The following is a 20,373-nucleotide window of genomic DNA, read 5'->3' as shown; positions in this document are numbered from 1 at the left end:
GCCAGCCTGCCACGCGCCACCGACACCCCCGGCGCCGGACCGGGGCGGACGGCTCAGCCGACGGCGAGCACCAGCGGCACCGCCGTCGGCGCCGGCACGTCGACCTCGAGGGTCAGCCCGTCGGTCGGGCTCAGGTCGGCCTCGAACACCAGCGGACGCGACGCCGCGGGGGGCAGCGTGCCCTGAGCGGTGAAGCGGAACACCAGCACCCGGGCGTCGTCGTCGCCCTCGCACTCGACCCGCTCGGCGGGGGTCCAGCCCGCGGCCCGCGGGTGCTCCGGGTCGGCGGCGGCCGCCCCGGCCACCCGCACCACGACCTCCAACGGCCCGAGGGGGTCGCCGGACTCCGACGCCTCGGCCCCGGGGTGCGGCGGTCGGGCCACGACCAGGTCGACCAGCAGACGGCGCCCGCGGCGTACCGCCGAGCCCACCACGTGCGGGGGGACCGAGGCCGCCCCGGCGAGACGACGACGCGACAGCACTCCCATGGGGCCCGGACCTCCTCGGCGGGCGGCGTCACGCTCCGGGAGCCACGCCGCGAACTCGGCTGTTGTCTGACAATCGGCCTCCCACCCTACGCGTCCCCGGCCCCGGTCCCGCACCTGCCCCGGATCTGCCCGGATCTGCCCGGATCTGCCCGGGTCCGGCGGGTCAGACGGGTCCGGGCCGCCGGCGCCAGCGCACGACGTCGAAGCCGTCGTGGGCCGTGCGCTCGACCTCGACCCACTCCCGGGGGTCGATGCGGGGGTAGTGGGTGTCGCCGTCGGGGGTGAGGGCGACCTCCGAGACCACCTGCTCCTCGGCGTGGGGCAGCAACGCCTCGTAGACCGTCGCACCGCCGGCCACGAACACGGTGCCGCCCGCGGCACGGGCCGCGGCCAGGCCCTCCTCGACGGACCCGGCCACGACGACCTCGGGGTGTCCGGGGTCCCAGGTCGTGTCGCGGGTGAGCACCACGGTGCGGCGCCCCGGCAGCGGCCGGCCGATGGAGTCGTAGGTGGCGCGCCCCATCAGCAGGGTGTGGCCCAGCGTGGTGGCGCGGAAGTGGGCGAAGTCGGCGGGCAGGTGCCAGGGGATGCCGCCGTCGGCGCCGATCACCCCGTTGCGGGCCACCGCCGCGATCAGCACGACCGGCCCGGGCTCCGCCGGCGTGTTCCCGGGGTCCGCGGGGAGACTCACCGCGCTCAGACCGCGATCGGGGCGGCGATGGCGGGGTGGGGGTCGTACCCCTCGACGGCGATGTGCTCGAGGTCGAAGGCGTCGAGCTCGGTCACCCGGGGGTCGAGCACGAGGCGCGGCAGCGGCCGGTGGTCGCGGGTGAGCTGGAGGCGGGCCTGGTCGAGGTGGTTGAGGTAGAGGTGGGCGTCGCCGAGGGTGTGCACGAAGTCGCCCACGCGCAGCCCGACGACCTGGGCGACCATGTGGGTCAGCAGCGCGTAGCTGGCGATGTTGAAGGGCACGCCCAGGAACACGTCGGCCGAGCGCTGGTAGAGCTGCAGCGACAGCCGCGCGGGGCCGCCGTCGTCGGCCGGGGCGACGTAGAACTGGAACAGGGTGTGGCACGGCGCCAGCGCCATCTGCGGCAGGTCGGCCACGTTCCACGCCGACACGACGTGTCGCCGGGAGTCGGGGTCGGTGCGCAGCTGGGCGACGACGTCGGCGAGCTGGTCGACGTGACGCCCGTCGGGGGTGGGCCAGGACCGCCACTGGTGGCCGTAGACGGGACCGAGGTCGCCGCGCTCGTCGGCCCACTCGTCCCAGATCGTGACGCCGCGCTCCTGCAGCCAGGCGACGTTGGTGTCGCCGCGCAGGAACCACAGCAGCTCGGCGAAGACCGAGCGGGTGTGCACCTTCTTGGTGGTGACCAGCGGGAACCCGGCTTCGAGGTCGAAGCGCATCTGGTGGCCGAACACGCTGCGGGTGCCGGTGCCGGTGCGATCGCCCTTGACGACGCCGTCGTCGAGGATCCGCTGCAGCAGTTCGTGGTAGGCCTGCACGCGAGCAGCCTAGACCGGGTCAGGACGGCAGGCGGAGCACCCCGCGCAGCGTGGTCCAGGTGTCGCCGGCCACCCACACCTGATCGCCCTGGCGCGACACGTGCACGCGCCCGGCCCGGCCCAGCACGGTGCCCTGGGCCGCGACGTAGTCGGCCGGCAGCACCCGGCCGGCCAGCCACTGCCCCAGTCCGGCGTTCAGGCTCCCGGTGACCGGGTCCTCCGGCACGCCGTACTGCGGGCAGAACGCCCGCACCTCGACGTCGGCCTCGCCCGCCCCGGCCGCGCCGTAGGGACCGACGACGCCGAGCTTGAGGTCGCCGAACGCGGCGAAGTCGGGACGCAGCCCGAGCACCGTGGCGGCGTCGGCGAGCAGCAGGCCCAGCCACCCGGGGCCGTTGTCGATCCACGAGGCCTCGACGACGGCGTCGGGATCCAGGCCCAGGGCGGCCGTGGCGGCGGCGAGCTCGGCCGGCGTCGGGGGCCCGGAGCGCAGCAGGTCGGGGGCGGCGAAGGCCAGCCGGCCGCCGGTGCCCGTCTCGCGCACCGTGACCAGCCCGACGCCGCACTCCTGGACCAGCCGCCCCGGGACCCGGGGCACTCCCCCGGCCTCGCGCCAGGCGTGCGCGCTGCCGAGCGTGGGGTGGCCGGCGAAGGGCAGCTCGCCGCCGGGGGCGAAGATCCGCAGCCGGTAGTCGGCGCCGGCCGCGGCCCCCTCGGGCGTGGGCGGCAGCAGGAAGGTGGTCTCGGACAGGTTCGTCCAGTGGGCGAACCGCGCCATCGTGGCGTCGTCGAGGTCCTCGGCGTCGTGGACGACCGCCACGGGGTTGCCGGACAGGCCACCGTCGCTGAACACGTCCACGCAGCGGTAGGTCCAGCCCGGGAGGTCCTGCCCGGGCCGGCTCATGCCCGCAGGCTCATGGGGCCGTAGACCTCGCGGTCGACCTCGAGGAGCACGACCTGCTCGACGCCCTCGGCCAACAGCGCGGGCCAGACCTCGCCGATCCACGACTCCGCGTCGCCCTGGGACAGGAACCGCTGGTCGGCGAGCTCGCCGCCCTCGAGCGTGACCTCGGCGGCGTCGGCGTCGAGCAGCCGCCAGGACCACGGTCGCTCGGAGGCGTTGGGACGACGGAACACCGAGGGCTGATCGGGCAGGCTCATGGCACCAGTCTGCCGCCCCGCGCCGACACCCGGTCGCACCGACCGGGTGGTCGCCCCGGCGACCGGGCGGGTGGGGTCGGGCGGGTGAGGTCAGTCGTCGGAGCGCACCGAGGTCTCCACGAACGGCAGCGGCCGCAGCCGGAACTCCTCGCGACGCCCGCGGACGTCGACGCCCACCACGGCGTCGGGGGCCACGACGGTGGAGAGCAGGGCGAGCGCGATCCCGCGCCGCAGCGTCGGGGAGAACGTGCCGGAGGTGACCTCGCCGAGCAGGACGTCGGGGGTGAGGCTCACGCTCATGCCCGGGCGCGGGATCGCCCGGCCCACGGCCTCCAGCGCGTAGATCCGACGCCGCGGCCCCGCGGCGCGTTCGGCGAGCAGCACCTCCCGGCCCCAGAACGCGGGCTTGTCCCAGCCGACCGCCCAGCCGGCGCGGCCCTGCAGCGGGGTGATGTCCAGCGACAGCTCGTGGCCGTGCAGGGGGTAGCCCATCTCGGTGCGCAGGGTGTCGCGGGCCCCCAGGCCGCAGGCCCGCACCCCGAACTCGGCCCCGGCCTCCAGCAGCGCGTCCCACAGCGCGGGGGCCACCTCGTGGGGGCCGATCAGCTCGTAGCCGCGCTCGCCGGTGTAGCCGGTGCGGCACACGGTGATCGGCCGGCCGGCGAACTCGGCGGTCTCGAAGCGCATGTAGGAGTGCCCGGTCGGCAGGCCGAGGCGGTCGAGCAGGTCGTCGCTGTCGGGCCCCTGCACGGCCAGCACCACGAGGTCGCGGTGCCGGTCGGTGACCTCCACCCCGGCCGGCGCCTGGGCCTGCAGCCGCCGCACGACCTCGGGGGTGTTGGCGGCGGTGGGCACCAGCAGGACGTCGTCGTCGGCGCGCAGGTAGGCGATGAGGTCGTCGACGACCCCGCCGGAGGCGTCGTCGCAGCACAGCGTGTACTGCGCCTGACCGGGGCCGATGCGGTCGAGGTCGTTGGTGAGCGTGGCGTTGACGAACGCGCGGGCCCCGGGTCCGGTGACGGTGGCCTTGCCGAGGTGGCTGACGTCGAAGACACCCACGCCCTCGCGCACCGCGGCGTGCTCCTTCAGCACCCCGCCGCCGGCGTACTCCAGCGGCATCTCCCAGCCGCCGAACTCGGCGAACTTGGCGCCCAGCGCCGCGTGACGGTCATGCAGGGGCGAGCGCAGCAGCGTCATGGACCGAACCTAGCGCCCGGCACACCTCACCGCGCCCCACCCGGGTGCGGACCGCGCCGACGGCCCCGGCGCCTATCCTGCTCGGGTGACGTCGTACGCGCTGCGCAGCGCCAGCCCCGCCCGCACCAAGGCCGACGCCGTCGTGGTCGGCGTCCGGCCCGGCGAGGGGTCCGGCGGCCGGCCGAGCCTGGCCGAGGGCGCGGAGGACGTCGCGGCGGCGTACGGCCGCAAGCTCACCTCCCTGCTCGGCACCCTCGGGGTCACCGGCGCGGCCGGTGAGATCGTGAAGGTGCCCACGCAGGGCACGCTCGGCAGCCCCGTGCTCCACCTGGTGGGCCTCGGCAAGGACGACTCCGTGGTCGCGCTGCGCCGCGCCGCCGGTGCGGCCGCCCGGGCGGTCAGCAACGCCGCGTCCGTGGCGCTGGCGCTGCCCGCCGACACCCCGGAGCGCGTGCGCGCCGTGACCGAGGGGTTCCTGCTCGGCGGCTACACCTTCACCGCCTACAAGAGCAGCACCCGCAGCACCGCGCCCGCCGAGGTCGCGGTGCTGAGCCCGGCCGCACGCCAGGCCGAGGCCAAGCAGGCCTTCGCCGAGGCGCAGACGATCGCCACCGCGACCGCCCGCACCCGGGACTGGGTGAACACCCCGCCCAACGACCTCACCCCGCCGCTGTTCGCCGAGCGGGTCGAGCAGGTGCTGGCCGAGCGCGGCCGGGACGCGGCCCCGATCACGGTGACGGTGCACGACGAGGAGCAGCTCGCCGCCCTCGGCTGCGGCGGCATCCTGTCGGTCGGGCGTTCCTCGGCCGCCCCGCCGCGCCTGGTCACCCTCGAGTACGCCCCGCCGGGCGCCGTGGCCCACCTCGCGCTGGTCGGGAAGGGCATCACCTTCGACTCCGGCGGTCTGTCGATCAAGCCCGGCGGCAGCATGACCACGATGAAGTCCGACATGGCCGGCGCCGCCGCGGTCGTGCACGCGACCCTCGCCATCGCCGAGCTCGGGCTCCCGGTACGGGTCAGCACCTGGGCGGCCCTGGCCGAGAACATGGTCAGCGGGCGCGCGTCGCGGCCGGGCGACGTCGTCACGATGTACGGCGGCACCACCGTCGAGCTCGCCAACACCGACGCCGAGGGCCGCATGGTGCTCGGTGACGCCCTGGTGATGGCGGCCGAGGCCGAGCCCGACCTCATCGTCGACGTCGCCACCCTCACCGGTCACATGGTGATGGCGCTGGGCGACCGGCTCAGCGGCCTGCTCGGCACCGACGACGCGGTCGACCTCGTGCGACGCGCCGGGGAGGTCGCCGGCGAGGAGCACTGGCCGATGCCGATCCCGCCGGTGATGAGCGAGCGCATCCGCAGCAGCACGGTGGCCGACCTCTCCCAGCACGACTGGATCCGCTGGGGCGGCGGGCTGTTCGCCGCCGCGTTCCTGCGCGAGTTCACCGGCGGTCGTCCGTGGGCCCACCTCGACATCGCGGGCCCGTCGTTCGTCTCCGCACCCACCGGCCACTGGACCGCGGGCGGCACCGGCGTCACGGTCAGCACGCTGGTGGAGCTGGCCCGACTGATGGCCGACGGGTCCGACGGGGCCTGAGCGCTCGGGCTCAGCCGCTCAGCGGCCCTGCTCGCGCTGCTGTCGCTTGATGCGGCTGTTGTAGTCGCGCATGCGCTGCGGGATGCCGACCACGGCGGCGTCGTAGGACGGCACCCGGTGGTTGTTGGCGAAGTCGTGGGCCCACTTCACCGACGGCACGCGCCGACGCGTCCACTCGCCGTCGTGGGCCACCAGCAGCAGGGTGACCTCGCTGACGGCGGTGCGGGGCTCGACGAAGCCCTCCACGCCGGTGCGGGTCTCGACGAACTCCTGCAGATGGGCGAGGTCGACCTTGTCGGAGGCACGCACCCGGGTGGAGCCGGTGCGCAGCCCGTCGCGCACGGGGCCGCTCATCGCGGGGCCGCGTCGCTTGAACCGGTCGAGGAACGCCATACCCCCAGTCTGCCAAAGAACCCAGGCCGCCGCCGCGGACGCCACGACGGGGCCACGACCGGACCGTGAGGCCGGGCCCGTCCCGGGGCGCGGTGGACGGGGCTACCGGCCCGTAGCGGTGCCGTTGCGAGGCGGCCCGGCGGTAGTGCAAGGATGGGACCGACCTCCCGCAGATCGCAGGACGCACCACGGGGGCAGGTCCTGGAAGGGGACCGCTGGGGACCGGAAGGGGACAGGGTGACCGACGTCGACGTGCTCGTGCTGGGCGCGGGCTCCGGCGGCTACGCCACCGCGCTGCGCGCCGCGCAGCTCGGCCTCCGCGTCACCCTCGTCGAGCGCGACCGGCTCGGCGGCACCTGCCTGCACCAGGGCTGCATCCCCACCAAGGCGCTGCTGCACGCCGCCGAGGTCGCCGACCACGTGCGCGACGCGGCCCACGTCGGCGTGCGGGCCAGCCTGGAGGGCATCGACATGCCCGCCGTGAACGCCTACCGCGACCAGGTCGTGTCCCGGCTGTTCAAGGGCCTCACCGGCCTGGTGGGCAGCCGCGGCATCACCGTCGTCGCGGGTGAGGGGCGCGTGACCGGTCCCCGGGAGGTCACCGTCACCGACGCCGCCGGCGTCGCCACCGTGCACACCGGACGTCACCTCGTGCTCGCCACCGGGTCGATGCCCCGCACCCTGCCCGCCGTCCCGATCGACGGGCGCCGCGTCGTGACCTCCGAGGAGGCGCTGCGGCTCGACCGCGTGCCGGCCTCGGTCGTGGTGCTGGGCGGCGGCGTCATCGGCTGCGAGTTCGCCAGCATCTGGCGCAGCCTCGGCGCCGAGGTCACCCTGGTCGAGGCACTCCCCCGGCTCGTCGCCGGTGAGGACGAGGCCGCTTCCGCCGCCCTGCAGCGCGGCTTCCGCAAGCGCGGCATCACCGTGCGCACCGGCTCCCCCGTCACCGGGGTGAAGGTCGAGGAGGGCACCGCCGGGCCCGTCACCGTCGCCCTCGAGGGCGGAGACACGCTGCGCGCCGACCTGCTCCTCGTCGCCGTCGGCCGGGTGGCCCGGGTCGACGACCTCGGGTTCGAGGCGATCGGGGTGCGCGTCGAGCGCGGTCTCGTGGTCACCGACGAGCGGTGCCGCACCGGCGTCGACGGCGTCTACGCCGTCGGCGACCTCACCGCCGGCCCCCAGCTGGCCCACCGCGGCTTCGCGCAGGGCATGTTCGTGGCCGAGGACATCGCCGGCCTCTCCCCCGCCCCGGTCGACCCCGCCGCGGTCCCGCGCGTGACCTACAGCCGACCCGAGGTGGCCTCCGTCGGGCTCACCGAGACCGAGGCCGTGCAGGCGCACGGCGCCGACGCCGTCCGGTCCCTCACCTACGACCTCGCCGGCAACGGCAAGGCCCAGATCCTCGGCACCCAGGGCTTCGTCAAGCTCGTGCGCCGCGTCGACGGGCCGCTGCTGGGTGTCCACCTCGTGGGAGATCGCGTCGGCGATCTGGTGGGCGAGGCCCAGTTGATGGTCGGCTGGGAGGCCCACCCCGAGGACGTCGCACCCCTGGTGCACGCCCACCCCACCCTCGACGAGGCCCTCGGCGAGGCCTGCCTGGCCCTGGCCGGCTCCCCGCTCCACACCCACGGTTGACCCGCACGACCCCGCAGCACCCTGATCCACCAGCACCAGCACCGACCCACACATCGAAGGACACGCGATCCCATGGCCACCGAAGTCACCCTGCCGGCACTCGGCGAGTCCGTCACCGAAGGCACCGTCACCCGCTGGCTCAAGCAGGTCGGTGACACGGTGGCGGTCGACGAGGCGCTGCTCGAGGTCTCCACCGACAAGGTCGACACCGAGATCCCCTCCCCCGTCGGCGGCACCCTGCTCGAGATCCGCGACGCCGAGGACGACACGGTCGAGGTCGGCGCCGTGCTCGCGCTGATCGGCGAGGCCGGCGAGGCCCCCGCCGGCGGTGGCGAGCCCGCCGCGCCGGCCCCCGCGGCCGCCCCCGAGCCCACCCCCGAGCCCGAGCCGGCACCGGTCGCCGAGGCGCCCGCCGCTCCGGCGGCCGAGGCCCCGGCTGCGGCGCCCGCCGCCGCTCCCGCGGCCGCGTCGGGCACCGCCGTCACCCTGCCGGCGCTGGGTGAGTCCGTCACCGAGGGCACCGTCACCCGCTGGCTCAAGCAGGTCGGCGACGCCGTCGCCGTCGACGAGGCGCTGCTCGAGGTCTCCACTGACAAGGTCGACACCGAGATCCCCTCGCCCGTGGCCGGCACCCTGCTGGAGATCAAGGTCGCCGAGGACGAGACGGTGGAGGTGGGCGCCGAGCTCGCCGTCATCGGCGACGCCTCGGCCGCGGCGGCTGCACCGGCCCCCGCCCCGGAGCCCGCGCCCGCCCCGGAGCCGACGCCGGCCCCCGAGCCCGCTCCCGCGCCCGAGCCGACCCCCGCCCCCGAGCCCGCTCCGGCGGCGCCCGCGGCTCCGGCGGCGCCCGCGGCTTCGGCGGCACCCGCGGCGCCGGCCGCTCCGGAGCCGGCCGCGCTGGCCGCCGTCGCCAACACGGCCTCCGGCGACGGCCCGAACTACGTCACCCCCCTGGTGCGCAAGCTCGCCGCCCAGCACGGCGTCGACCTCGCCCAGGTCACCGGGTCCGGCGTGGGGGGTCGCATCCGCAAGCAGGACGTGCTCGACGCCGCCGCGGCGCAGAAGGCCGCCGCCCCGGCTCCCGCCGTCCCGGCCGCCGCTGCCGCACCCGCGGCGCCGAGCGCCCCCGCGGCCACCCCGTCGCCGCTGCGCGGGACCACCGAGAAGCTCAGCCGGCTGCGCAAGATCATCGCCGAGCGGATGATCGAGTCCCTCGACACCTCCGCCCAGCTCACGCAGGTGGTCGAGGTCGACGTCACCAACATCGCCCGCCTGCGCGAGGCGAACAAGGCCGACTTCGCCGCGCGCGAGGGCGTGAAGCTCAGCTACCTCCCGTTCTTCGCCAAGGCCGCGATCGACGCCCTCAAGGTGCACCCCAAGCTCAACGCCGCCATCGACACCGAGAAGGGCGAGGTCACCTACTACGACCACGAGAACCTCTCGATCGCGGTCGACACCGAGAAGGGCCTCATCACCCCGGTGATCAAGGACGCCGGCGACCTCTCGATCGCCGGTCTGGCCAAGAAGATCGCCGACGTCGCCGAGCGCACCCGCACCAACAAGATCGGCCCCGACGAGCTGTCCGGCGGCACCTTCACGATCACCAACCTCGGCAGCGTGGGCGCCCTGTGGGACACCCCGATCATCAACAAGCCGCAGGTCGCCATCCTCGGCCCCGGCTCGGTGGTCAAGCGCGCCGTCGTGATCGACGACCCCAACCTGGGCGAGACGATCGCGGTGCGCCACATGGTCTACCTCGCGCTCACCTACGACCACCAGCTGGTCGACGGCGCCGACGCCGGCCGGTTCCTCTCCGACGTCAAGAAGCGCCTGGAGGCCGGGGTCTTCGACCTCTGACCCTCCTCCCCCGGCGGCCCTGCGTGGGTCGCCGGGGGGACGTCGTCACAAGCATTCGGCAGGTGGAATCAGCGATTTCACCTGCCGAATGCTTGTGACGACGGGAAACGGTGACCACAGGGGTGACCGTGATCCTGGGAGGGTGGGGGCATGGAGCAGCTGCACGTCGTCGTCGCCGGAGCCTCGGGGTTCCTCGGACAGGCCCTGGTGGCCGAGCTGGGGTCGCGGGGTCACCGGGTCACCCGGCTGGTGCGTCGCGACCCCGCCGGGTCCGGGGAGTCGCAGTGGGACCCCTACGCCGGCACCGACGGGCGGCTCGACGCCGCGGTGATCGAGGACGCCGACGTCGTGGTGAACCTCGCCGGCGCGCCGACGGTCGGCAACCCCCACTCCAAGAAGTGGGCGCGTGAGCTGCTCGAGAGCCGGGTGCGCACCACCCACGCCCTGGCCGTCGCGATCGCGGGCTCGCAGCGGCGTCCAGCGTTCCTGGCCGGCAACGGCATCTCCTACTACGGCGATCACGGCGACGCGGTGGTGACCGAGGCCTCGGAGTCGCGCGGCGACGCCCTGCTGACCCGGGTGACGCGCGACTGGGAGGCCGCCGCCGATCCGGCGCGTGCCGCCGGGGCCCGCGTGTGCGTGCTGCGCACCTCACCGGTCATGGACCGTCGCCACGCCCCGCTGCAGCAGCTGCGGCTGCTCTTCAAGGCCGGCCTGGGCGGACGGATCGGCAGCGGCCGGCAGTACATGCCGATGTCCACGCTGCGCGACTGGGTGGGCGCCACGATCTTCCTCGCCGAGCACGACACGGTGAGCGGGCCGGTCAACATCGCACTCCCCGAGGCGCCCACCAACGCCGAGTTCACCCGGGCGCTGGCCGCCGCACTGCACCGCAAGGCGTTCCTGCCCGCGCCCGCCGCCGTCGTGCGGCCCGCCGCCGGCGCGATGGGCCCGGAGCTGCTGGGCTCCGTGCGCGCCCACCCGAGCGTGCTGCTCGAGGCGGGCTTCACCTTCGCCGACCCCGACGTCGCGAGCCTGCTGCGCACCGGCCTGGCCGGCTGAGTCCTTAGCCACCGCGTGGGAGGCTAGGCCCGTGATCGGCCCGCCCCCCGCGCTGCGTCGTCGCGCCCTGCTGGGCGCCCTCGCCGTCGCCACGACGTCGGCATGCAACCGCGCCGCCGACCCGGCCGGCCGTACCGGCGGTGAGACCGACGGCGGCCCCTGGCAGCCGACGTCCACCTCCACGCTCGCGCGGGTGCCCGACGTGTCGGTCGGTCCGGTGGAGCGTCACGAGTTCACCTCCGCCGCGATGCGCGGGGCGCGGGTGCGGTGGTGCCTGATGCGCCCGCCCGGAGTGCGCGGGAGGGTTCCGGTGGCGGTGGCGCTGCACGGCCACGGCGGCACCGCGGCGTCGTTGGCGGGCGAGCCGGTGCACCTGGCGCGCTGGCTGGCCGCGGCGGTGTCCGACGGCGTGCCGCCCTTCGCGATCGCGGCGATCAGCGGCGGCAACGGGTTCTGGCACACCCGGCCCGACGGCGTTGACCCCGGCGCGCTGGTGACCGACGAACTGCTGCCCCGACTGGCCGACCACGACCACGTGGCGCTCGGCGCCCGCGGACGACGACGCCGGTGCGCCCTGCTGGGCTGGTCGATGGGCGGCTACGGCGCGCTGCACCTGGGCGGGCTGCTCGGACCCGACCGGGTGGCCGGGATCGCCGCGGGCAGCCCCGGGCTCTACCTCGATCCTGCCGCCGCGCACCCCGACGGGTTCGCCGACGCCGCGGAGTACGAGCGCTACTCGGTGATGGGACGCCAGGCCGAGCTGGCCGACCTGCCCACCCGGGTCAGCATCGGCACCTTCGACCGCTTCTTCCCCGCCACCCTGCGCTACGTGCGCGGCTTCCCGCCGGGCGCGCCGCTGGACCTCCACGTCGGCGTCGGCGGCCACACCCTCGGCTTCACCTTCGGGCAGCTGCCCGCCGACCTGCGGTTCGTGGGCGAGGCGCTCGCCTCCTGAACGCCCGACACCGAGATGACGGGAGTACCGTCGGAGGTGTGAGTGCAGCTCAGCAGGTGCCGGGACCGGCCGTGGAGATCGCCGGGTTCGGCGCCGACGCCGTGGAGTACCTCGCGGCCTGGGAGCTGCAGCGCGAGGTGCACGCCGCGGTGGTGGCCGGCGAACGGCCCGACACCGTGCTCCTGCTGGAGCACCCGCCGGTGTTCACCGCGGGCAAGCGCACCGACGCCCACGAGCGTCCCCTCGACACCGGCGGCGCCCCGGTGATCGACGTCGACCGCGGCGGCAAGATCACCTTCCACGGCCCCGGCCAGCTGGTGGGCTACCCGATCGTGCGGCTGCCCCAGCACGTGCTCGTCGTCGACTACGTACGCCGTCTGGAGGAGGCGCTGATCGAGGTCTGCGCCGACTTCGGCGTCACCACCGCACGCGTGCCCGGCCGGTCGGGGGTGTGGCTGCAGGCCGACCCGGGACGCGGGCGCCCCGAGCGCAAGATCGCCGCGATCGGCATCCGGGTCAGCCGGGGGGTGGCGATGCACGGCTTCGCCCTCAACTGCGACGTCGACCTCGGCTGGTACGACCGGTTCGTGCCCTGCGGGATCGCCGACGCCGGCGTCACCTCCCTCTCGGCGGAGCTGGGGCGCGACGTCGGCGTCGTCGAGGTCGTGCCGGTGCTGGAGCAGGCGCTGGCGCGCTACCTCGCCTGGGAGCCCTACACCCCCACCCCCGACTACGAGCCCCGCCCCGAGCCAGGCCGCACCGCCGGCCCCCGCGTGCAGGTCCTCACGCCCGGCGCCTGACTCCCCGGAGCTCGCGAGCAGCATCGGACACGCCGACGCCGAGCGGGCCCGCGTCGCGGTGGGCGTGGTCGGATGCAGGGGTGAGCGACTACGTCATCGAAACTCGGGGCCTGCACAAGGAGTTCCGCAGTCGACGCGGCACACGGGTAGCCGTGGCCGACCTCGACCTCGCGGTGCCCGCAGGCGGTGTCCACGGCTTCCTCGGTCCCAACGGCTCGGGCAAGACCACCACGATCCGCATGCTGCTGGGGCTGGCGCGCGCCACCCGCGGCGAGATGCGGCTCTTCGGCCAGGCGGTGCCCCAGGCGCTGCCCGACGTCCTGCCCCGGGTGGGCGCGGTCGTGGAGTCGCCGAAGTTCTCCCCCAACTTCACCGGCCGCCAGAACCTGCGCCTGCTGGCGATGGCCGGCGGTGCACCCGCTGCCCGGGTGGACGCCGCGCTGGAGACCGTGGGGCTGGTCGGTCGCGACAAGGACCGGTACAAGTCCTACTCCCTGGGCATGAAGCAGCGCCTGGCGATCGCGGCGACCCTGCTGCGCGACCCCGCGCTGCTGATCCTGGACGAGCCCACCAACGGCCTCGACCCCGCCGGCATCCGGGAGATCCGCGACACGATCCGCGACCTCGGCGCCAGCGGCGTCACGGTGCTGCTGAGCTCGCACATCCTCGCCGAGGTGCAGCAGGTGTGCGACTCCGCCACGATCATCGGCCGGGGCCGGATGCTGGCCTCCGGCTCGGTGTCCGACCTCATCGGCGGGCAGGACGCCGGCCACCGCGTGCGCGTGGACGGCGACCCGGCGACGGCGTTCCAGGTGCTCGCCGCCGCCGGTGTGAGCGCCCGCATCGACGGCGACGCGCTGGTCGTGGAGGACCCCGACGGCGCCCGGATCTCCCGCACCCTCGGCGGTGCGGGGCTGTGGGTGAGCGAGCTGGTGCCCCAGCGGCGCGACCTGGAGTCGGTCTTCCTCGAGCTCACCGAGGGTGAGGCGCTGGGCCACACCGGCGCGACGACGGGCGGTGCGGCATGATCCGCCAGATCCTGGTCGAGCTGACCCGGCTGCGCTGGCGCCGGGCGATCCTGGTCCTGCTGGTGAGCGCCCTGGTCATCCCGACCGTGGTGGCGCTGTTGATGGTCTTCTCGACCTCAGCCCCCACCGCCGAGGACCAGGCGCAGGCGGCGAAGCAGCAGGCCCAGAGCGTGCGGGTGACGCAGCGCGACTACGAGCGCTGCGTGGCCAAGCCCGACCGGTACGGCATCGAGGCGGCCGACCCGGCGCAGACCGAGGAGCTGTGCCGGGAGTACACCGGCCTGAACTACCTCTCCGAGGACCCCGAGGACTACTACTACGAGGTCAACATCCTGCGCCCGGACCGCGAGATCGAGGAGGGCTCGGGCCTGCTGGTCGCCGTCGTGCTCGTGGCGTGGGCGTTCCTGGTCGGCACCACCTTCGCCGGACACGACTGGAACACCGGCTCGATGAGCAACCAGGTGCTGGTGCGTGCCCGACGCGGACTGGTGTGGTCGGCCAAGGCGATCGCGGTGGCCCTCACCGGCGCGGTGGTCTCGGTGCTGGGAGCGGCGGCCTACACGACGCTGATGTACGCCGCCGTCACCGGGCGCGACTTCCCGGCGACCCGCGCGGGGCTGCTGGGCGATCTCGTGGCCTTCGACGTGCGGGTGGCCCTGTTCGCCGGGGCGGCCGCGTTCGGCGGGTACGCGCTGACGATGCTCTCGCGCTCGACGGTCTTCAGCCTGGGGCTGATCTTCGGCATCGCCCTGATCGGCGAGACGCTGCTCAACACCGTCGGTCCCGACGACCCCGGCCCATGGAGCCCGGCCTACAACGCCGCCGCGATCGTGAGCGACGGCACCAGCTACTACGTCAACGCCCCCGACGCCTGCTACTCCGGCGCCAGCACCCCCGCGGGCCTGGACTGCAGCACCGAGCGCACCCTCGAGCTCGGCGACGGCGTGCGCTATTACGGGCTCGTGCTGGGCCTGCTCGGCGCCGCCTCGGCGGTCTCGTTCCGCCGTCGCGACCTGCCCTGACGGTCCCCTCCACGACGCCGTCGCCCGGCGTCCCGGCGATGTCCGGGGCGCTGGGCGTGCGGCGTAGGCTGAGGGGGTGACGTCGATGCCGAGCCCTGACGGTCGCAAGCTGCTGCGGTTGGAGGTCCGCAACGCCGAGACCCCGATCGAGCGCAAGCCGGAGTGGATCAAGACCCGCGCCCGGATGGGGCCGGAGTACCAGGCGCTGCAGAAGCTGGTGAAGTCCGAGGGCCTGCACACCGTGTGCCAGGAAGCGGGCTGCCCCAACATCTTCGAGTGCTGGGAGGACCGGGAGGCGACCTTCCTCATCGGCGGCGACCAGTGCACCCGACGCTGCGACTTCTGCCAGATCGACACCGGCAAGCCCCAGCCGCTGGACCGCGACGAGCCGCGGCGGGTTGCGGAGTCGGTGCAGCAGATGGAGCTGCGCTACGCCACGATCACCGGCGTCGCGCGCGACGACCTCGAGGACGGCGGCGCCTGGCTGTACGCCGAGACCGTGCGCGCCATCCACGAGCTGAACCCCGGCACGGGTGTGGAGAACCTGATCCCCGACTTCAACGGGCGGCCCGACCTGCTGGCCGAGGTCTTCGACTCCCGTCCCGAGGTGCTGGCGCACAACGTCGAGACGGTTCCGCGGATCTTCAAGCGCATCCGCCCGGCGTTCCGCTACGAGCGCTCCCTCGACGTCCTCACGCAGGCCCGGGCCGCCGGTCTGGTCACCAAGTCCAACCTCATCCTCGGCATGGGCGAGACGCGCGAGGAGGTCAGCCAGGCGCTGGTCGACCTCCACGACGCCGGCTGCGAGCTGATCACCATCACCCAGTACCTGCGCCCGACCGTGCGCCACCACCCCGTCGAGCGGTGGGTCAAGCCCGAGGAGTTCGTCGAGCTCGCCGCCGAGGCCGAGGAGATCGGGTTCTCCGGGGTGCTCTCAGGACCGCTGGTGCGTTCGTCGTACCGGGCCGGGCGCCTGTACCGTCAGGCGATGGACGCCCGCGACGGCGTCCGCGCCTGAGCCGCCTCCCCCGGCTCCGCCCCGACCCGCCGACCAGCAAAGGCAGCCTGCGCCCGATGGCCAAGGAGAAGAAGTCCGGCACCACCGCCGGTGCCCCCCTCGACCCGACCACCATGAGTCGGCGTCGTCAGATCATCGAGACCTACAAGCTGTCCACCCAGGGCGACCCCGCCCTGCCGTGGTGGCTGCTCGGTTCCGCGGTGGTCTTCGGCGGCCTCGGGTTCGCGCTGTTCTACTGGCTGCCGCCCTCGGGCCAGGGGGTCTTCAACTGGATCCTGTCCGCGCTCGGCGGGCTGATCTTCGGCATGCTCGGCACCCTCGTCGTCTTCAGCCGTCGTGCCGAGCGCGCGGCCTACCAGCGCATGGACGGCCAGCTCGGCGCCGGCGCCCGTGCCCTGACGACGCTGCGCCGCGGCTGGCGGGTGGAGGAGGTCGTGGCCTTCACCAAGCAGCAGGACCTGGTGCACCGCGTCGTCGGCCCGCCCGGAGTGGTGCTGGTCGCCGAGGGCAACCCGAACCGCGTGCGGCCGCTGCTCACCAGCGAGCGCAAGCGCCACCAGCGCGTGCTAGCCGACCTGCCGGTGCACGAGATCGTCGTGGGCAACGACGAGGGTCAGGTGCCGCTGGCGCGGCTCACCAAGCACCTGCGCAAGATGAAGCGTCAGGTCAAGCCGGCCGAGATCACCGACGTGCTCAACCGGCTGCGTGCGCTCGACGCCCAGCGCCCCAAGGTGCCGCTGCCCAAGGGCCCCGTGCCGACCTCGATGAAGGGCATGCGCCAGAACATGCGCGGCCGCTGAGCCCGCACCCCGTTCCTCCCCCGCGCCCCGCGCCGCCCCGGCGGCCGGGGCGCGGGTGCGTTTTCCTCAGCGACCGCCGCGTGCCTTGGCGAGCATCGCGTCGAAGATCGAGCGCTTCACCGTGGCGGTGCCCACGAGCACGTCGTGCAGCCCGCGGCCGTCGGGCCGGAAGACCAGCGGCGGGACCACCAGGGCCACCATCACCTGGCGCAGCACGAGGCTGAGCGGGTTGAAGGCCCGGAAGCGCCCGTCGGCGGGCACCACCCGCAGGCCGGTGGCGAGCTTGCCGAACGACCCGCCGTTGAGCCAGGTGAGTAGCGAGGACTCCAGCACGTACACCCCGAGGGTGAGGAAGCCCGCGGGGCTGCCGGGGTCGTAGTAGCGGTCGGGGCCGATGATCGCGAGCACGACGAGGGTGGAGGCCACCCAGTCCAGGGCCAGGGCGAGGAACCGGCGGGCCCAGGAGGCGGTCGGCAGGCCGGCGTCGGACCCGCTGGCAGCGCGGGACGAGGGCGTCGTGTTCACGTCCTCGAGCCTAGAGGGCGGCGCCTCCTCGGAGCGGGTGAGGCAACCGCCGGACGGACAAGGCGTTACATGGGCGAAACAAACCCGATACGGTCGAGTAACGGCCCGCTCCTAGTTTGCGGGAAGGGCTCATCGCTGCCCAGCGTGAGCCACCTCACTGTCGAGTTCTGTCACAGGCCGCGCTGCGGCCAAGGAGGACGAATGTTCCAGACCAGCGATGAACTGCTCGCGTTCATCAAGGACGAGGGCGTCGAGATGGTCGACGTCCGGTTCTGCGACCTGCCGGGCATCATGCAGCACTTCACGGTTCCCGTGTCGTCCTTCGACCAGTCGGTCTTCGACGACGGCCTCGGGTTCGACGGGTCCTCGATCCGCGGCTTCCAGGCCATCAACGAGTCCGACATGGCGCTGTTCCCGGACCCGACGACGGCGTTCATCGACCCGTTCCGCACCGCGAAGACGCTGGTCGTGAACTTCTTCATCCACGACCCGATCACGGGTGAGCCCTACAGCCGCGACCCGCGCAACAGCGCGCGCAAGGCGCTGGCCTACCTCGGCACGACCGGCATCGCCGACACCGCGTTCTTCGCCCCCGAGGCCGAGTTCTACATCTTCGACCAGGTGCGCTACTCGACCGGTGTGAACGAGAGCTACTACCACATCGACTCGATCGAGGGCTGGTGGAACTCCGGCAAGGAGGGCGACAACCTCGGCTACAAGACCCGCCTCAAGGGCGGCTACTTCCCCGTCGCGCCCTACGACCACTACACCGACCTGCGCGACGAGATGGTCAAGAACCTCGAGGGCGTGGGCCTGCAGGTCGAGCGCGCGCACCACGAGGTGGGCACCGCCGGCCAGGCCGAGATCAACTACAAGTTCGACACCCTGCTCAAGGCCGCCGACGATGTCATGAAGTTCAAGTACATCATCAAGAACACGGCGTGGGCCAACGGCAAGTCGGTCACCTTCATGCCCAAGCCGATCTTCGGCGACACCGGCTCCGGCATGCACGTGCACCAGTCGCTGTGGAAGGACGGCTCGCCGCTGTTCTTCGACGAGACCGGCTACGGCGGCCTGTCCGACATGGCGCGCTGGTACATCGGCGGCATCCTCAAGCACGCCCCCGCGCTGCTGGCGTTCACCAACCCGACGGTGAACTCCTACCACCGCCTGGTGCCGGGCTTCGAGGCCCCGATCTCGCTGGTGTACTCCTCGCGCAACCGCTCCGCCTCGGTCCGGATCCCGATCACCGGCTCCAACCCCAAGGCCAAGCGCATCGAGACCCGCTTCCCCGACCCGTCGGCCAACCCCTACCTGGCCTTCGCCGCGCTGATGCTGGCCGGTCTGGACGGTGTGAAGAACAAGGTCGAGCCCGCCGCCCCGGTGGACAAGGACATCTACGAGCTCCCGCCGGACGAGATGGCCGAGATCGCCCAGGTGCCGACGTCGCTCGGTGCCGTGCTCGACGCCCTCGAGGCCGACCACGAGTTCCTCACCGCCGGTGACGTGTTCACCCCCGACCTGATCGAGACCTGGGTGGACTACAAGCGCACCCACGAGATCGCGCCCGTGCAGCTGCGCCCGCACCCGCACGAGTTCGAGCTGTACTACGACATCTAACCGGGCCGCCGGCTCCGGTCCTTCAGCAACGCCGAACGACCGCAAAGAACAGCCGCTGACCTGCACAAACGCCGCCGAGCGACCTTTTGGTCGTTCGGCGGCGTTTGCTGTTGGTAGCCGCTCGTCTGTTACAAATCCGGTACAAATTTGGGTAGCGCCATCTCCTGCCACACGGTCCTCAGGGGACTCTTCGGGTAGGTCGCGGCCCGGGTCGGTTGCCCGAGCCAGCAGCCTGGCATCGCACAGTTGGGCAACCACCGCCGCAATGCCCGAGTCATCTTGCTGCCACATCGTTTCCGCCGACGTGATCGCTCCCGTGCCGCCGTCGGACATAGGTGCCCGTAGACCAACTGTCCGTCAACGCCGCGAGGAGGGGCTGGATGATGGCAACGAACTCGAACGTGCCGGCTATGGAACCGGGAATCTTTGGGCCGCGGCGGCGCGGAGACCGCGGAAGCCGGGCACCCAGGCTGGTCGAGGCCCAAGAGCTGTGGGACATCGACGATGTCGCTTCCTACCTTGGCGTGACAAAGCAGACCATCTACTCCTGGCGGACGACAGGTTACGGCCCGGCCGGCTTCCGTGTCGGCAAGCACCTGCGCTGGCGGGCAGCAACCGTGATCAATTGGACGGTGCGACTCGAGGAGAATCAGTGATCCCGACAGGCCATCAGCCTGACCCGGAATCGACTCCATCGCCACCAGCGAGCAGATGCTCATCAGCATGTTTGGTCACCCGGTCCGACGCTGCCGAGGGCTGCCATGGCAAGCATTAGCTCTGGGAGACCATCCGACGACGGCAGCCCTCGCTACGTTGTGAACTATCGAGATCCGGAGGGGCGGCAGCGCCGCAAGACCTTCAGACGCAAAGCCGAGGCGGTCGCATTCCGCAACACGGTTGAGGCGGACAAGCTCCGTGGAACCTACCTCGATGTCGACGCCGGCAGGATCTCGTTTCGGGCCTACGCCGAGGAATGGCTCGACAGCCGGACCTTCAGTCCACTGACCTACGAGGCGACTGAATTGCGACTCAGGCTCCACGTGTTCCCGACGCTGGGACACCTCGAACTGCGACAGATCAAGCCGTCCACGATTCAGAAACTCCTGCGATCGATGGAGATGGCCGAGACCTACCGGCGCGTCATCTTCTCGAACGTATCTGCCATCTTCTCGGCTGCGGTCGACGACGACATGATCGCCAAGAATCCGTGCAAGGCCAGTTCAGTGACAAGGCCCGCAACGTCGCGCCGCAAGGTGGTGCCTTGGCCGTCCGAATGGGTCTCCTCCATGCACGACGCACTCCCGCCCCAATACAGGATCGCAGTCACGCTAGGTTCTGGGCTGGGACTACGCCAAGGCGAGGTATTCGGGCTCGCGGTCGAGGACATCGACTTCCTCCGCGGTGTCGTCGAGGTCAGGCGACAAGTCAAGGTGTTCGGAGGAAACCGTCTCGTCTTTGGCCTGCCCAAGGGCGATAAGACCCGCACCGTCCCCCTGCCCGAGAGCGTCGCAACGGAACTCAGCAGCCACCTCGCCACCTACCCTCGGCGAAGCGTCACGCTTCCATGAACCGTCACGGGTTCTCTGCCGCTTCTATACGGGGTGCGGCTCTCGGTTGAGGGCAGCGTAGTAGTCGTGCTCGTGCTCGGCGGGTGGGATCTGGCCGATGCTGGAGTGCAGGCGTCGGTGGTTCCACCAGTCGACCCA

The 20,373-nt window shown here is 73.0% G+C and carries 21 protein-coding genes; 13 read left to right on the top strand and 8 right to left on the bottom strand.

The window, feature by feature from the left end:
• Positions 1-53: 53 nt before the first annotated feature.
• From ACERUJ_RS08815 to gcvT, 6 genes are all read right to left on the bottom strand, one after another.
• A complete protein-coding gene (locus tag ACERUJ_RS08815; protein ID WP_370248142.1) occupies positions 54-488 on the bottom strand; it encodes a hypothetical protein in 435 nt (144 codons plus the stop codon).
• 163 nt (positions 489-651) lie between these two features.
• A complete protein-coding gene (locus ACERUJ_RS08810) occupies positions 652-1,179 on the bottom strand; it encodes a dihydrofolate reductase (protein WP_370248141.1) in 528 nt (175 codons plus the stop codon).
• Positions 1,180-1,184: 5 nt separating this feature from the next.
• Positions 1,185-1,997, bottom strand: a complete 813-nt coding sequence (locus ACERUJ_RS08805; protein ID WP_370248140.1) for a thymidylate synthase — start codon at positions 1,995-1,997, stop codon at positions 1,185-1,187.
• Between the two features lie 19 nt (positions 1,998-2,016).
• Positions 2,017-2,901, bottom strand: coding sequence for a PhzF family phenazine biosynthesis protein (locus ACERUJ_RS08800; RefSeq protein ID WP_370248139.1), 885 nt, complete (start codon positions 2,899-2,901; stop codon positions 2,017-2,019).
• The gene (locus tag ACERUJ_RS08795; protein WP_370248138.1) at positions 2,898-3,158 is read right to left on the bottom strand and encodes a hypothetical protein; all 261 of its coding nucleotides are present in this window, start codon (positions 3,156-3,158) and stop codon (positions 2,898-2,900) included. The genes ACERUJ_RS08800 and ACERUJ_RS08795 overlap by 4 nt, the downstream gene beginning before the upstream one ends.
• A 90-nt stretch (positions 3,159-3,248) precedes the next feature.
• Positions 3,249-4,355 carry a glycine cleavage system aminomethyltransferase GcvT gene (gene gcvT / locus ACERUJ_RS08790; protein WP_370248137.1) on the bottom strand — a complete coding sequence of 369 codons (1,107 nt, stop codon included), beginning with the start codon at positions 4,353-4,355 and terminating at the stop codon, positions 3,249-3,251.
• A gap of 85 nt (positions 4,356-4,440) precedes the next feature.
• Here gcvT and ACERUJ_RS08785 point away from each other — a divergent pair, with 85 nt between their 5' ends.
• Positions 4,441-5,952 carry a leucyl aminopeptidase gene (locus ACERUJ_RS08785; protein ID WP_370248136.1) on the top strand — a complete coding sequence of 504 codons (1,512 nt, stop codon included), beginning with the start codon at positions 4,441-4,443 and terminating at the stop codon, positions 5,950-5,952.
• An 18-nt stretch (positions 5,953-5,970) separates the two neighbouring features.
• On the opposite strand, the gene ACERUJ_RS08780 is transcribed toward ACERUJ_RS08785, so the two are convergent.
• The gene (locus tag ACERUJ_RS08780) at positions 5,971-6,345 is read right to left on the bottom strand and encodes a hypothetical protein (protein WP_370248135.1); all 375 of its coding nucleotides are present in this window, start codon (positions 6,343-6,345) and stop codon (positions 5,971-5,973) included.
• Positions 6,346-6,582: 237 nt separating this feature from the next.
• Here ACERUJ_RS08780 and lpdA point away from each other — a divergent pair, with 237 nt between their 5' ends.
• The 9 genes from lpdA (at position 6,583) to ACERUJ_RS08735 (ending at position 16,522) form a co-directional block, all read left to right on the top strand.
• Positions 6,583-7,980: a dihydrolipoyl dehydrogenase gene (gene lpdA, locus ACERUJ_RS08775; protein ID WP_370248134.1), complete on the top strand. Its 1,398-nt coding sequence runs from the start codon at positions 6,583-6,585 to the stop codon at positions 7,978-7,980.
• Positions 7,981-8,052: 72 nt separating this feature from the next.
• Positions 8,053-9,837 carry a 2-oxoglutarate dehydrogenase, E2 component, dihydrolipoamide succinyltransferase gene (sucB, locus tag ACERUJ_RS08770; RefSeq protein WP_370248133.1) on the top strand — a complete coding sequence of 595 codons (1,785 nt, stop codon included), beginning with the start codon at positions 8,053-8,055 and terminating at the stop codon, positions 9,835-9,837.
• Positions 9,838-9,987: 150 nt separating this feature from the next.
• On the top strand, positions 9,988-10,899 hold the full coding sequence (locus ACERUJ_RS08765) for a TIGR01777 family oxidoreductase (protein ID WP_370248132.1): 912 nt from the start codon (positions 9,988-9,990) through the stop codon (positions 10,897-10,899).
• Between the two features lie 31 nt (positions 10,900-10,930).
• On the top strand, positions 10,931-11,854 hold the full coding sequence (locus ACERUJ_RS08760; protein WP_370248131.1) for an alpha/beta hydrolase-fold protein: 924 nt from the start codon (positions 10,931-10,933) through the stop codon (positions 11,852-11,854).
• Positions 11,855-11,910: 56 nt separating this feature from the next.
• Positions 11,911-12,654, top strand: a complete 744-nt coding sequence (gene lipB / locus ACERUJ_RS08755) for a lipoyl(octanoyl) transferase LipB (RefSeq protein WP_370248163.1) — start codon at positions 11,911-11,913, stop codon at positions 12,652-12,654.
• A gap of 80 nt (positions 12,655-12,734) precedes the next feature.
• Positions 12,735-13,682 carry an ABC transporter ATP-binding protein gene (locus ACERUJ_RS08750; RefSeq protein WP_370248130.1) on the top strand — a complete coding sequence of 316 codons (948 nt, stop codon included), beginning with the start codon at positions 12,735-12,737 and terminating at the stop codon, positions 13,680-13,682.
• On the top strand, positions 13,679-14,704 hold the full coding sequence (locus ACERUJ_RS08745; RefSeq protein ID WP_370248129.1) for a hypothetical protein: 1,026 nt from the start codon (positions 13,679-13,681) through the stop codon (positions 14,702-14,704). Before ACERUJ_RS08750 ends, ACERUJ_RS08745 begins: the two co-directional genes overlap by 4 nt.
• A gap of 85 nt (positions 14,705-14,789) precedes the next feature.
• Entirely contained in the window at positions 14,790-15,722 is a 933-nt protein-coding gene (gene lipA, locus ACERUJ_RS08740; protein WP_370248162.1) for a lipoyl synthase, read from the top strand.
• A 56-nt stretch (positions 15,723-15,778) separates the two neighbouring features.
• On the top strand, positions 15,779-16,522 hold the full coding sequence (locus ACERUJ_RS08735; RefSeq protein WP_370248128.1) for a DUF4191 domain-containing protein: 744 nt from the start codon (positions 15,779-15,781) through the stop codon (positions 16,520-16,522).
• Between the two features lie 66 nt (positions 16,523-16,588).
• Here the strand turns inward: ACERUJ_RS08735 and ACERUJ_RS08730 are convergent, their stop codons facing one another.
• Positions 16,589-17,047 carry an RDD family protein gene (locus ACERUJ_RS08730; protein WP_370248127.1) on the bottom strand — a complete coding sequence of 153 codons (459 nt, stop codon included), beginning with the start codon at positions 17,045-17,047 and terminating at the stop codon, positions 16,589-16,591.
• Between the two features lie 201 nt (positions 17,048-17,248).
• Between ACERUJ_RS08730 and glnA the strand changes: the two genes are divergently transcribed.
• The 3 genes from glnA to xerC all read left to right on the top strand — a co-directional run bounded on the left by glnA (position 17,249) and on the right by xerC (position 20,235).
• Complete coding sequence (gene glnA, locus ACERUJ_RS08725) at positions 17,249-18,667, top strand: type I glutamate--ammonia ligase (RefSeq protein ID WP_370248126.1); 1,419 nt, start codon at positions 17,249-17,251, stop codon at positions 18,665-18,667.
• A 383-nt stretch (positions 18,668-19,050) separates the two neighbouring features.
• Positions 19,051-19,323, top strand: a complete 273-nt coding sequence (locus ACERUJ_RS08720) for an AlpA family transcriptional regulator (protein WP_218279195.1) — start codon at positions 19,051-19,053, stop codon at positions 19,321-19,323.
• A gap of 159 nt (positions 19,324-19,482) precedes the next feature.
• On the top strand, positions 19,483-20,235 hold the full coding sequence (gene xerC, locus ACERUJ_RS08715; RefSeq protein WP_370248125.1) for a tyrosine recombinase XerC: 753 nt from the start codon (positions 19,483-19,485) through the stop codon (positions 20,233-20,235).
• The last annotated feature ends 138 nt before the right edge of the window (positions 20,236-20,373 follow it).

This window comes from Nocardioides sp. (genome assembly GCF_964228225.1).
GTDB lineage: Bacteria > Actinomycetota > Actinomycetes > Propionibacteriales > Nocardioidaceae > Nocardioides.
This window is presented reverse-complemented; position numbering and strand designations above follow the sequence as displayed.